The sequence below is a fragment of the Metabacillus niabensis genome, from assembly GCF_902829255.1.
Lineage (GTDB): Bacteria > Bacillota > Bacilli > Bacillales > Bacillaceae > Metabacillus > Metabacillus niabensis.
Genome location: NZ_CADEPK010000352.1, coordinates 1 through 13,371 on the forward strand (window position 1 = coordinate 1; position 13,371 = coordinate 13,371).

The window sequence follows — 13,371 nt, forward strand, 5'->3', positions numbered from 1 at the left end:
ATTTATTAATAATCAATTATAGAATAGAACATGTAAATAATAAAATGCTTTCAAAGTATTTAGTTGGTTATCCTTTTTGGGATGTATTGGGAAAGCATTTATTTAAAGTGAATTAAGTATTATGAATATAAATAAAGAAAGGAAGTGTAGTAACCTTTGAAACTAAATCATATCAATCTAACGGTCAGTGACGTTAGCGCTGCCCGAGAGTTTTTAGAGAAATATTTTAACCTACAAACAAAGAGTACACATGGTGATTCATTTGCAGTTCTGTTAGACGAAGATGGATTATTGCTCGCTTTGATGAAAGGTACCCAAGTCAATTATCCAAAGTCCTTTCATATAGGTTTTTCACAGGAGAGCGAAGAACGGGTGAACGAGATCTATCAACACTTGAAGAATGATGGATTTGATGTAAAACCACCAAAAAGAGCTCATCGCTGGACTTTCTATGTTAAAGCACCAGGTGGGTTCACCATCGAGGTTTTTTATTGAACTTAGACATTTAATTATCGTTCAATAACAAAAGATGTTCATTCGTAATCCTAGGATTCTATTTAAATTTATTATCATTATGAAGGGACAAAATAATTATGAATAAAGTTCAGACGATTCTTTCGCTTAACCTGTTTAATCGAGAAATAGACATTTTATATTTCAAACAACCTGATGAAAATAAAATCCATAATTCAATTGATATTCAATCGTTTTTCCCCATTCTCTGTAACCCTTCATCTGTAAGGAGGTCATTAGCATGAAAGCCGCTGCAATTTCTACTTTTGGTCCTCCCAATGTTTTGCAAGTAATGGATTTTGATAAACCTCATGCTGGTGCAGGACAGGTTCGGGTCAAGGTCAAAGCTGCTGGAATCCAGCCATTCGACTTAGCCGTTCGGAGTAGTGGCTGGGTACCACCAGGTATGGAGATAGGGTATCCACAGATTCTCGGGAACGAGTTCGCTGGAATTATTGATCAAGTCGGAGAGATGGTTACTGACTTCTCTGTCGGCAATGCAGTCCTTGGATGGGCTTTACTAGCAAGCTATGCAGAATATGTGGTGGTTAACGTTGACCAGATTGTGCATAAGCCAAAGAACATGTCTTGGGAGGAGGCAGGTGCACTAACAGCCTCTGGTCAAACCGCACATACCGCTTTACAGGAACTTGGCGTTAACAAGGGGGACACTATATTAATTCACGCTGCAGCTGGTGGAGTTGGTACATTTGCAGTACAACTGGCTAAGGCATGGGGAGCAACTGTCATCGGCACCGCAAGTAAACGCAACCACGAATACCTTCGAAAGCTGGGTGCGATCCCAGTAACTTATGGAGATGGACTTGCCAACAGAGTCCGTGCGTTAGCACCTGATGGTGTTGACGTAGCCTTTGATGCTGCTGGAGATGATGCTCTCCTCGCATCGCTAGAACTTGTCAAAAATAAAGAACGGATCGGCACGATTGTTGCATTCGATCTTGCAGAGGAGCTTTGTGTTCGCCCTATACGCAGCAAGAGGTCAGTAAATCGGCTTACTGAACTAGTAGACCTATACTCACAAGGGAAATTACAGATCCATATTAGGAAAACATTCCCCCTAAACCAAGCTTCAGATGCCCATCGAGAGATTGAGAGTGGCCATGGCCGAGGAAAAGTGGTTCTTACAATTGGATAAAACATAATACGATAACGGATAAATGGGAATTTTGAAGAGGCTTCTCACAATTAAGCGATAAGTCTCCTTTATATCACTTTTTTATTACTCACTTAAAAAAGGTGGAATTGTTGCAATCTGAGCTGGACTTCCGGTTCATAGGACCTATCCACCTATTTTTCAAAGAAACTTCTACTGTGACCCTTTTCATTTCAGGATTCACGATTTCTTTCGTTTATTGCATCACATCTTATTCTATGTACGGGCGAATGCAAGATTAGTGATTCCTAGTACAGCTTTAGTTAAGTATTTACTGCTACTCTTTATTTAATTTCTCAATCTTTATTACCCATTTATAAAAATTCAAGACAAGCATTAGTAAAAAAGGATTTACAAGTACTGAATACCATATCTTCCACCAACCATAGTTAAAATAGCCCCATGGCTCTGGCAGCAAAGTAATCATTTCATAGCCAACCATAAATAGTACCCAATAAAAATAATACTTAGCCTTTTTAAACAAAGTAGCACCAAAAGGATACCAATTTAAAAACATCATATTTACAGGTGGAATAATTATTGTAAGGGTTAGCAATGATTCCCATTCAATCCCTTTTGAAAAATACCAATAACCGTGATATTTTTGGTCAATATATAAATCAGCAAGTTCTTGTAAAGCAATAGTGAATGTCCATATATGAACAACTTGATTTTTAGTAAGATTTTTATTCGTTTTAAAGGCAATAAAATTAAAAATAATGATGGCAATAATAAGTCCTAACATTAAAAGTAGCCCCTTTATTGCCATTTTCCCCTTATTCGTATTCAATTATCCAAGTAATTTAAGGTACAATATCCCTCATATAAAAACATAATTAATATCAATTTCAATTAATTTATACTAATCTGATCCTGACCAGAAAGTCTCCCAAAACTATGCTAGAATTAGTTCGAAATAGATATACAAATAACTAAATGAAGACTAAAAAGATTCCACAAAGTGAATTGTCTATATTTATAAAAAATAAAAGGGAAGATAAAAGATGAAACTATTAACGCTAAACTGTCATTCCTGGCAAGAGGAAAACCAAGCTGAGAAGATAACATTTCTTGCCGAAACAATAAAAGAAAAATCATTTGATGTTATTGCTTTACAAGAAGTAAACCAAACGGTCGAAGAAAAGACTGTTTATGGAAATATAAAAAATGATAATTATGCATTGGTTTTATTGGACAAGCTAAAAAAATTAGGGAGCGAAAATTACTCACTTGTTTGGGAATTTTCCCATATGTACAAGAACTATGAAGAAGGGTTAGCAATATTAACAAAACATCCAATAATAGAAGAGCACTCTTTCTATGTCTCAAACATCAAAGATGAAAACAATTGGAAGACAAGAAAGATTGTTGGCGCAACCATTCAATATGGTATCGAGCAGTATACTTTTTATTCTTGTCATATGGGATGGTGGCACGACAACGAAGAACCATTCAAAGGCCAGGCTAAAAATCTGCTCAAAAATATAAATATGAACGGTAATGCTTTTTTGATGGGTGACTTTAATAATAATGCATTTATTAAAGATGAGGGCTATGACTATTTAATTAGTCACGGGCTTATTGATACCTATCATCTTGCAGAACTCAAAGATGATGGTGTTACAGTAAAAGGTGAAATTGCTGGATGGAAGGGAGATATTCAGGAAAAAAGAATTGATTTAATACTCACCAATCACAAAGTTCCAGTTGAATATTCAAACGTAATATTTAATGGCAAAAATAAGCCTGTCGTATCCGATCACTTCGGGGTAGAAATAAAATTAAAAAATACTTAATGATGTTAGAGAAAAGTTATGGTAGGCGAAGCTGTTCTCAAGTTACCCTGTCAGTAATGTATTTTAAGCTCGTCAAAAATAGGAACTGAAGTTAATTATCATTACCTAAAAGAACCAATGTCGGTTAATTCTTAATTTATAGTGAAGAAATGAAAGGTATTTGTGCATATCTTCTTATATGCACTGCTTAGTTCAAGCAACAAGCATCGATAACTCTGTTTCAATAATGAAAAGGGGTGCTTTGCCCCCTTTTGCACAGTAATTTTCAAAATATCTTAATCTTTTTATTCCTAATTATTCAGAAACGTAATCGCCAATAATTAGCGATACCTATCATAATAAAGACATATACACCGATCATAATTTTGAAAACCTGTATAACAGCTTCATCGAAAAGTAGGACAATGAAAGGAATTGTGATGACTATCAATCCTAGTATTATTGTAGTTAATCCCATTCTCTTAGCATACTTGTCTTTATCTCCATAAAAAGTATTATCGTCATAGCCTATAATTAATGATAACATCTTTTTAACTCCTATTAGATAACCAAAATAAATGATAATGATTCCTATACCTATAGTTATTAAAGTGCCCATAAAACCACACCACCATTGTTTATTTCTGTAATTTTATATACGATTGGAAGTGGAAAAGGTTTCAATTTAGTTAATAAGAAAATGCGAAGCTTCGATTATTAAAGTATCGCCCTCTTTAGTTTAGTGCTTTTATTTACGTTATTGTAGGTTTTTCTTCATAAGAGATGCTACCTGTATATTATCATGCTGTGAAGTGTTCTCTAGATGCTTAATAACCCTTTCTTGTCGTTCTACAGAATGGTTTTGACTAAGTTTAGCTTTTGCTTCTATTTTTGTAATATTTATTTTGAACGCTACAATTCCTTTACTCATTCCTTCGATAAACCGAGGTTCAACATCGTTTAAATTGTATGGACTATCAGGGCTTTCATATTTAATTACTAAGTCATTTAAAGAATCAAATATTATCTTTTTATCTTCAATTACTTCAAGCTTTCCATATATATGGATAGATACATAATTCCAAGTAGGTACTGCTTTCATTGTTTCGTACCATGAAGGTGAAATATAACAGTGTGGCCCTTGGAAAACAGCAAGAACTTGTTGGTTTTCTGCATCCTTCCATTGTTCGTTCGGACGTGCAAAATGACCGTATAAAGCATTTTCAGACTTATTTAACATCAGTGGTAGATGTGTAGCATATGGTTCTCCGTTATGCTGAGAAAATAGAGTTGCAAAGCTATAGTTTTCGATAAAATCAAATATTACTTCTTCATCATCAATTTTAAAATGTTTAGGTATATACATAATCGTCCACCTCTCAAAAATGTTAAATAAGTGTTTTAACCATTATAAAATCAACTTGTTCCTCATCTCCCATATAAAAGGAGTGGGCTCCTGTTTGAACAAACCCCATTTTCTTATAAAAAGCAATAGCATTTTCATTCTTTTCCCATACACCTAACCAGATTTTAATTTTACTCTCCTCCAATGCTATTTCGATCGCTTTATTTAACAAATATTTGCCAAGCCCGTGTTTTTGAAATTTACTCCTTATATAAATCCTTTCAATTTCAAGTGACTCATCCCCCATTTCTTCAGTTTGCGCATCATTCATATTGACCTTTAAATAGCCAGCAACTTCATGCTCGAAATAAACAAAAAAGAAATGTGAAGACAGATTGGATAATTCTTTTTCTAATTGGTTTAAGTGAAATGCTCTTTGTAAATAGACATTCATATTTTCCGGTGTATTCTGATGCTTAAATGTCTCATTAAATGTTTCATAACTAATTTCCTGTAGCTTGTGTAAATCCTTAAGCGTGCACTTTTTTATCTTTATTGTCATTTCAAAATGTCGCTCCTTTATATCATCAATCATTTCTCTTGTTTTCCTTTTTCAAATTCCTATAAAAAATAGTAAAGTCCTTGCTTATCATTCCAATTTCAAGGACAACTACTTAGCAGTATGAACTTTGTTGTAAATGCAACAAAAATAACATAGGTTTAATTTAACGGATTTTTGTTGTATTTGCAACAAAAAATAACATTTCGATACTAAAGCATTGAATCATAAAATACATATAAACGATAAAAATGTATAATATTAAAATTAGGAGGGAGTTAGATAAAGTACATTTCAATTGGTATCGCCGCTTTAATTTATTCATCTATATTAGATTATTTAAGTGAAAATTACGGACTTAATTACTTTTTAAAACGAATCCTTTTAGCAGTTTTAATTGGTATTACCTATATAATTTTCGGAAAAATATTCAAAAATAATAAAGAAAAACATGCAAAGATTGACCTTTAAAAACAACATCAGTCTTTTGCATGTTCCTAATATGTTGTGTTTTGTCTAACTAGACCAATACTAATCAGTTCCAGAACCACTCATATAACCAAAATCTAGTCAGGATTGTAGTTTAACAAGTTATTCTTATAAGATTCTTGATGGTGGCTAAATGAAAAAGCGGAACCCAAAGGTTAGCCCTTTTTATATCAATCTTTCTCTTCGTCTACTTCTTCCAAATATACCTCATGCTCTCCTAAATAAATAGGCCCGTTTGCATGGTCAATTCTAATAGGCCATTCATATGGAACTGCTAGGCGTTTCGCAACAGCTCTCCAAAAATTACTCGATTCGGTTTCAAAGTCTTGGAAGTCTTTTAGTAGTTCTTTATAAGAAGTACCGTCAAATTGTACATTCATTTCTTGTAATCGCATGAAAGCCATATGTCTAATTTCAAGCTCTGCAGCCTTCTCCATTTCTTCCTCAGTTGCCTCACCAATAATCGTTCCTGGTGGAGGTAAGATTGCGTAGATATTATCCACTTCAACTTCTGTTCCCTGTGTCGGAACCATTTTTTCTCGAATACGATTAAACATATATTCAACTCCTACTAGTTGTAATCCATTATATATTATCCTATTTTATCCATATACGAAAGAAGAAAAATAGATATCGAATTCCCCATCCTACCGCCTTAAATTTTGCTCAGTAATTTCTTTGAATTGTTTAGATATGAAAGCCATGAATTGATCGTTTACGAGAATTCATTCTTTAAATTCTAGAAATCACTATCTGCAAATTTTAGCTTAAGTCCTTTTTAGCAAGGGAACCAATATTGTAGAACCATTATTTTAATAAAGCCTTTGGAAATAGATGACTAAAAAACCTGAGCATCCTCAAAGTAACCCATTCGATAGATGGTCGAAGGATAATATGTGCTGCTTTATACACTGATTATCATTTCCAAGCTTTTTTTATATTCAAGAATCTTTAATCGTTTAATAATGTTTTTTCCATGAGAGAAAGTATGCGAAAGATTGGATAAGTGGTAGCAGCAATATAAGAATAATTGGATAATACGGAAGCTTTTCTGAAATAAACGGATAGATAAGCAACAGTGCAGTGATAACTGGAAATGCATACCACATTGTTACGAATGAAGCTCTGCACGCTTTGGCAGTAATCTCACGCTCTCTCTCATCACTTTCTTCAAAATTAGGTGGCAAGAAAAATGCCTTTGCTAATGATTTATGTTTCTTTTTACTTTTCATAATCAAAATTACTGTAATAATTCCACCTATTACTAGGGCGGCAGCAACAGGGGTAGCATTTAATGTTACTGTCCAAGATGGCTCTGGATTTTTAATAACTTCGGCAAAATCCATTTGTACATGATAAAAGGCTATCATCGCCCACCCAAACAAAACCAATATTCCGACAGACAGAAGAAATTTTTGAACCATCTTTATTTTTCCCCCTCCATAAAAAATATTTCTTCAATTGGCAACTGAAACGTACGCGAAATTTTCATGGCTAGTAACAAGGATGGAATATAGCTTCCCTTTTCCAAGGCAACAATCGTTTGTCTTGTCACATCAACTGCCAGAGCTAGATCATTTTGCGTATAACCATGCTTCGCTCTCAATTCTTTTACACGATTTGTTAGTTCCATTGCTCTCACCTTCCAACTATTCTCAGCTAAAATTTGTATACTCTGCTTTACATTTTGTAAAGTTTACTATACATTGAAGATAAAAAAATTTAGTACCTCCTTCCTTGTTCTTCTATTATAAACACATTGTATACTTAACTTTACATTTTGTAAAGTCAACTTTACACTCCTAATGAGAAAAAGAATGAAAATGCTACATGATGACTCTTAAAAGTCTCCCTACTGAATACTCCTTCAATCTAAAAAGAAATAGCCCATTTACGAGTGTGCCTAAGGGAAACCAAAAACGAAGGATAATTTGAAAAGAAAATTAGATACTCCAGGAAAATTGAATAATGCTGTGGTGCCTAGAGGATTTAACTATTCCAATAATAATTGATATATAGATAAACGTCCTCCGTGCCTAGACTTTATATATTCAAACCATTCTTAAAGGACATCCCTAATTTATAAGGATATCCTTTCACCTAACGAATGCTATAGAATTAAAAAACCAGTTGCACCAAAACCATATAAAATAATGTACCCCCGGCAATTGAAAGAAGCATATTTTTCTTCCAAATATGTAGCAAGGCAACTGCTGCCACTGCAAGAAATTCTGGGATACCATGACTTCCTGATAGTACATTTACATCCTTAAAACAATAAATCACTAAGAGGGCAATGACCGCGGATGGTAGCACTTTTCCGAGATATTGGATATACTTCGGGGTAGGCTTACCTGCTGGGAAAATGATAAAGGGAAGAAACCTTGTAAGCATTGTACCGAAAACGACCATTGCAATCGTTATTATTTGCTGTGTTATCGTCATTGTCATGCAGCTCTTACCTCCTCTTTCTCTAATGGCTTTCTAAGAAGAGTAAGTACCCCAAGTATGGCAATCATAGCTGGGATAATGAAATAGTCTCCGCCAAAAGCGATTAAGCATAAAGCTGAAAGCCCCAAACCTGCAAGGGCACTATGGTGCTTTTTCTCTTTCATCCATTGTTCGATGAAAATGACAATGAAGAGAGCTGTCATAACAAATTCGAGTCCCTCGGTGTTGAACTTGACATGTGAACCTAAAATGCCCCCGATCGTTGCCCCTATAACCCAATACGAATGATTGAATAAAGTGACAAAAAACATAAACCAGCCCTTGTCTACACTCTTCGGAATATCAACGGTACAATTGATTGAAAAAGACTCATCACAAAGCCCAAAAATGAGATACGGCTTCTTCTTTCCGACTTCCCTAAACTTATCTAGCATCGAAATGCCATAAAACAAATGTCTTGCATTTACCATTAACGTTAAGAAAAGAGCGTTAATCGGATTGAAGGCGACAAGCAATAAATTAGCTGCGACAAACTCCATAGATCCCGCAAATATGAGCAAACTCATTAGAATCGGATAAATTGCGCTAAACCCCAATGAATTCATAAAAATGCCATAAGCAATTCCTAGGAAGACAAATCCCGTTAATATCGGGACAGTATATGGAAAAGCGGAACGACAAGCCATCCATATTTGATTTCTATTTTTCATATAATTCACATCCTGCAGTTTTCTTTATATAATTTTTAACATACAAAATCCATACAATAAATAAATTAATTGTATGGATTACAATTCTCCTTATATTCGAAAATGCTCCAACTTGATAAAATAGGAGCTACTAAATGCTAAATATCAGCCAATCAAAATCATACAATGTGATTTTATAAATACATACAATAAATGATATGATGAGAGTACCTAGTAAATAATTAGAGGTGGAGTATGCCAGTTAATTCATTTGAACATTATCCAATGTCTTGGAAGCCTGATAAAGCCACATTGAAGCGTCCCTTTTATCAATCTCTTGCATTATATCTTGAACGTGATATCGTTAATGGCTTTTTAGCCCCTGGGACAAAGCTGCCCCCGCAACGAGAGTTAGCAGATTTTCTCGACTTGAATTTCACGACGATTACTCGTGCCTACAAAGTGTGTGAAGTAAAGGGGTTAATCTATGCAGTTACCGGTAGCGGAACGTTTGTTGCACCTAATGCTGCTCGCTCGATTACGATTTCCGCCGAAAAGCAAGCAAACCTCATTGAACTAGGCTTTGTCGAATCCTTTGAGGAAACGAACACGCTTATTAAAGATAGTATTCAGAGAGTAAGCGAAAAAAAATATGTCGAGCAACTGCTTACTTACAACGACCCGACTGGTATTCCCCATCAAAAAACAGCTGCACTCAACTGGATGGAACCGTTCGGGATTCACGCTGACCAAGAGCATGTAGCAATTGTTTCTGGTGCTCAGAATGCATTGGCGGTTACATTGGCTTCCCTTTTTGAACCTGGTAATCGCATCGCAACAGACCTATACACCTATTCGAATTTTATTGAATTGGCAAAAATATTACACATCCAATTGATCCCTATCGTAGGAGATGAATATGGGATGCTGCCAGATGATCTAGAAAAACAATGTAGTCAATTGAATATTCATGGGATTTTTCTCATGCCTTCATGCAGCAATCCTACTACTGTGATGATTCCAGATTTTCGCAAGCGGGAATTAGCTGAAGTGATTCGCAAATATCGGTTAATTTTAATTGAGGATGACATTTATGCCTTTTTAACTGCAGGTGTTATTGAGGATTATAGGCAACCGATGTATCAATTGCTTCCTGAACAGAGCGTTTATATTTGTGGCACTTCCAAATCAATATGCTCTGGATTAAGAGTTGCGTATATGGTATTTGGCGATGCATTACGCGAGAAAATACTGAAGGGTATTTTTAATATCAATGTAAAAACATCCTCCTTTGATGCAGAAGTGATCACAGAGCTAATCCTTTCCGGGAAGGCTCATCAAATCGTTTCGCAAAAGATACAGCTTGCAAAAACAACCAATGAGTTGTATTTTGATTATTTCCCGATTAAAAAGAATCATGAACATCCTCTTAGCTTCTTTCGCTGGCTCCCAATCGAAAAAGAAATTGATGCACAAGCACTAGAAGCAGACTTACAAAGACACGGTGTACGTGTATTTCATTCCGTACGTTTTTTAAGTGGGCAGTCTAGACCTGAAAAGTATTTGCGTATTGCATTAGCTTCAACAAATTCTTTACAAGAGTTAGAAATAGGATTAACAAAGCTTAAAAAGTATCTTGATAATTGATCGCTTTAAAACTCTTGAAAGCGCCAATCTATTCATTAAAAGGAATATTAGATTATGTTCCTTTTAATGAATACACTTCTTCTTCCTAAGTATTAGCATCATTCTTTGCCATATAGCTTGGAAATGCCTCATTCTTTGAAACTCTTATCATTTCACTAGGTACGTATTTTTTAAAATACTTTTCCACCGCTACATGGATATCTTTTCGATACCATTTGGATAGTCCATGATCCTCAAATAATTTTGGCATTCCTAATCGTTCTGAACGCTTCCCCATCGAACCATCCCCAATGCTTAATGTATCAATCCAAATATGGTCTACAATCCCTTCTAATGCCTTTGGAAAGTTAGGGGTAAATGGTAAAACAGGAGAAATCGAGGCTTGAGTTGATATTCCTGCATCATGGAGTTCTTTCAAAACGTTTAACCGCAGTTTGATTCCTGGTGCATAAGGTGAAAAGATCCTCTTTATATCTTCTCTATCCGTCTCAATCGTCATCGATACAAGAAGTGTACATTTTTCTTTCAATTGTGTTAATAAATCTATATCCCTTTTGATTAGCGGTCCACGTGTTTGAATTTGGAGAAAATCAGGAGGATGTTCAATCATTTCCTCTAATAGCCCTCGTGTAATAAGTGCTTTCCGCTCAATTGGTTGGTATGGATCAGTTGCAGAAGACATAAAAATATTAACCGGATTTGGTTTCTTACGAAGTCTCTTCATTTCATTTCGATAAATGTCGGCTGCATTTGTTTTAATATCAACCCATTCACCCCAAGGAAGGTCTTTAAATTTTTGGATTGGCATTTCCCTTACATAACAATACAAACAAGAAAAGCCACAACCACTGTATGGATTTAGTGAATGTGTAAATCCTACATCTAAATATCCCTTTGCCTCGGTTAGAATTTTTTTGGCCATATTCTTTTTTATTTCAAGTCCCATCTTTTCACCTTCTCTCTTCAAACACTATTTTCATTATCATAGCAATCGTTACTCGAGAAATCAAAAAGCTAATATAAGTTTCACTTGAGGTTTCTCCTTTGACATTCATTAGCCTCGTTTTCCAATTTAACTTGCCCGCCTATGCTCTCTTGAACAGGATTTTGCTTCTCGTATTAGTTATTGATTTTTGGTTGAATCTCTATATCAATAATTGATAGCTAGCTCTTGTTCATCCTCACTAATAGGGAGAAAAGCTTTTAGTTGTTGTTGTTGTTTTTCTTTTTTATTTTTCTTTTTATTTTTCTTTTTGCCCACGTATCGTAGATCGTTGCAAGGACGTATCGTCAACTTCTTCACGGTCACAAAAGGATTCAAAATAGTCGGTGGCATTCCTGATTTTTTATAGATAGATCCTGAATTCATACAATCAATCCAAGACAGGCTTCCCACCTTTATTCTAGTAGTACTCTTTTCCAAAGTTTTTAAGACAAAATAAAAATACCCCGTAAATAGCGTTTTGCGAGTACCATTTACGGGGCTGTTCTTCATATTAAACAATCGGAAGCCAGCAATCTTTAAAGCTAACAGACATGATTTTTAGAAAAGCATTAACTCACACTTTTTCGAAAATAATGAAAGGAAGCTTCTACCTGAAAACCGCAGCTTTTATATAGTTTAAATGCCCTCTCATTGAGACTGTCTACTTCAATCATTATATTTTCTATCCCCTTGCTTTTTAATTCGTTTATGATCAACATTATTAACTCTCTCCCAAAACCTTTTCCTTGGTATTTTTGTGATACACCAATTCCAAATATGGAGGCTTCATTATTTTCAAAACTAACAGAACCGATACCAATCCGTTTTCCCTCTAACTTTGCGACATATTGGACTCGATTATTCGCTTCAAATATTTTCGTTATTATGCTTTTAGCAACCTCATAGTCATCATTAAATATTTCCTGACTTAGGTGAATGATTCCATCCAGATCATTTTGTTCTGCCCTTTGTAAACTGATATTCGGAACATTTTCTATCTTCATTTCACTTGAAGGATTATTGTATCTTAAAGAATACTCTGTGAAGTCTAACTCTGCATTTAACTTTTTTATTGTTTCTAATCCATCATCAGATTCTGGTTCACAGATAAACATTAAACGTGGTATATGATATTTTTTAACTTCTTCTATAGCTTCTTCAAGCAATCTGTTAAAATACCCTTTTCTTCGATATTCAGGCAACGTATATGCCGATATTTCTGCTTCCTCGTTCATCGGAATAAACATCGTCAGCAAGCTCACTAACCTATTATCCTTGTAAAGTAAGAATATGCTTTTTATGTCTTGATGAAAATTCATCGATGTATCAAGAAATAGACTTCCATTTACCCCATCATGGTTCTTACATATTCCTTCAACTTCCCTTATTTCTTTGATGACTTTTTCGTTAAATTTTGTAAGTTTTCGAATCTCCAATGTGAATTCCCCCATCTTCGTTACTTTATTGCTTTTTACAGTGCCCGCTTTCAAAGTTGTCGTAAATAATGGAACAGCAATAGTTGATTACTTAAAGTTTTTAATTCCTTTCCTAGGATTACCTAAAATATACAATGGAACTGCTATTGAATAAATACAAAAAACCAAATAATTGCAACTATTGATATTATCGTTGCAAAGTAATTTGGTATATTTCCACATTCTTAATTCCTTCCTTTATTCGGATATTTCGGGATGGTCCTACAACAAAAAATTGATGAACATCAATTCTCTATTAAAAATAAAAC

Annotated in this window: 16 protein-coding genes; 4 read left to right on the forward strand and 12 right to left on the reverse strand. The window is 34.7% G+C overall.

The window, feature by feature from the left end; all coding sequences use genetic code 11:
- Window positions 1–156: 156 nt before the first annotated feature.
- A complete protein-coding gene (locus HU235_RS19825; RefSeq protein WP_174881332.1) occupies window positions 157–495 on the forward strand; it encodes a VOC family protein in 339 nt (112 codons plus the stop codon).
- A 259-nt stretch (window positions 496–754) separates the two neighbouring features.
- A complete protein-coding gene (locus HU235_RS19830) occupies window positions 755–1,669 on the forward strand; it encodes an NADP-dependent oxidoreductase (protein ID WP_095301190.1) in 915 nt (304 codons plus the stop codon).
- Between the two features lie 295 nt (window positions 1,670–1,964).
- Here the strand turns inward: HU235_RS19830 and HU235_RS19835 are convergent, their stop codons facing one another.
- The gene (locus tag HU235_RS19835) at window positions 1,965–2,432 is read right to left on the reverse strand and encodes a hypothetical protein (protein ID WP_095301191.1); all 468 of its coding nucleotides are present in this window, start codon (window positions 2,430–2,432) and stop codon (window positions 1,965–1,967) included.
- A gap of 259 nt (window positions 2,433–2,691) precedes the next feature.
- On the opposite strand from HU235_RS19835, the gene HU235_RS19840 reads away from it, so the two are divergent.
- Entirely contained in the window at window positions 2,692–3,483 is a 792-nt protein-coding gene (locus HU235_RS19840; protein ID WP_095301192.1) for an endonuclease/exonuclease/phosphatase family protein, read from the forward strand.
- Window positions 3,484–3,781: 298 nt separating this feature from the next.
- Here the strand turns inward: HU235_RS19840 and HU235_RS19845 are convergent, their stop codons facing one another.
- The 8 genes from HU235_RS19845 to azlC all read right to left on the reverse strand — a co-directional run bounded on the left by HU235_RS19845 (window position 3,782) and on the right by azlC (window position 9,016).
- Entirely contained in the window at window positions 3,782–4,081 is a 300-nt protein-coding gene (locus HU235_RS19845) for a DUF3784 domain-containing protein (RefSeq protein ID WP_095301193.1), read from the reverse strand.
- A 138-nt stretch (window positions 4,082–4,219) separates the two neighbouring features.
- Entirely contained in the window at window positions 4,220–4,828 is a 609-nt protein-coding gene (locus tag HU235_RS19850) for an FMN-binding negative transcriptional regulator (protein WP_174881333.1), read from the reverse strand.
- 22 nt (window positions 4,829–4,850) lie between these two features.
- The gene (locus HU235_RS19855) at window positions 4,851–5,369 is read right to left on the reverse strand and encodes a GNAT family N-acetyltransferase (protein WP_174881334.1); all 519 of its coding nucleotides are present in this window, start codon (window positions 5,367–5,369) and stop codon (window positions 4,851–4,853) included.
- Window positions 5,370–6,025: 656 nt separating this feature from the next.
- Window positions 6,026–6,388 carry a hypothetical protein gene (locus HU235_RS19860; RefSeq protein ID WP_095301218.1) on the reverse strand — a complete coding sequence of 121 codons (363 nt, stop codon included), beginning with the start codon at window positions 6,386–6,388 and terminating at the stop codon, window positions 6,026–6,028.
- Window positions 6,389–6,814: 426 nt separating this feature from the next.
- Window positions 6,815–7,279 carry a hypothetical protein gene (locus tag HU235_RS19865; protein ID WP_233452320.1) on the reverse strand — a complete coding sequence of 155 codons (465 nt, stop codon included), beginning with the start codon at window positions 7,277–7,279 and terminating at the stop codon, window positions 6,815–6,817.
- Between the two features lie 2 nt (window positions 7,280–7,281).
- Entirely contained in the window at window positions 7,282–7,488 is a 207-nt protein-coding gene (locus HU235_RS19870) for a helix-turn-helix transcriptional regulator (protein ID WP_095301196.1), read from the reverse strand.
- A gap of 485 nt (window positions 7,489–7,973) precedes the next feature.
- A complete protein-coding gene (locus HU235_RS19875) occupies window positions 7,974–8,306 on the reverse strand; it encodes a branched-chain amino acid transporter permease (RefSeq protein ID WP_145580551.1) in 333 nt (110 codons plus the stop codon).
- Window positions 8,303–9,016 (reverse strand): azaleucine resistance protein AzlC, encoded by a 714-nt coding sequence (gene azlC / locus HU235_RS19880; protein WP_174881335.1) that lies wholly within the window; start codon window positions 9,014–9,016, stop codon window positions 8,303–8,305. The genes HU235_RS19875 and azlC overlap by 4 nt, the downstream gene beginning before the upstream one ends.
- Before the next feature lie 234 nt (window positions 9,017–9,250).
- Here azlC and HU235_RS19885 point away from each other — a divergent pair, with 234 nt between their 5' ends.
- Window positions 9,251–10,642 (forward strand): aminotransferase-like domain-containing protein, encoded by a 1,392-nt coding sequence (locus HU235_RS19885; RefSeq protein ID WP_095301199.1) that lies wholly within the window; start codon window positions 9,251–9,253, stop codon window positions 10,640–10,642.
- A gap of 85 nt (window positions 10,643–10,727) precedes the next feature.
- Here HU235_RS19885 and HU235_RS19890 read toward each other — a convergent pair whose 3' ends face one another.
- From HU235_RS19890 to HU235_RS19900, 3 genes are all read right to left on the reverse strand, one after another.
- Window positions 10,728–11,588, reverse strand: a complete 861-nt coding sequence (locus HU235_RS19890) for an SPL family radical SAM protein (protein ID WP_174881336.1) — start codon at window positions 11,586–11,588, stop codon at window positions 10,728–10,730.
- A gap of 204 nt (window positions 11,589–11,792) precedes the next feature.
- On the reverse strand, window positions 11,793–12,146 hold the full coding sequence (locus HU235_RS19895) for a hypothetical protein (protein WP_174881337.1): 354 nt from the start codon (window positions 12,144–12,146) through the stop codon (window positions 11,793–11,795).
- Window positions 12,147–12,196: 50 nt separating this feature from the next.
- Window positions 12,197–13,063 (reverse strand): GNAT family N-acetyltransferase, encoded by an 867-nt coding sequence (locus tag HU235_RS19900; protein WP_174881338.1) that lies wholly within the window; start codon window positions 13,061–13,063, stop codon window positions 12,197–12,199.
- Window positions 13,064–13,371 lie beyond the last annotated feature (308 nt).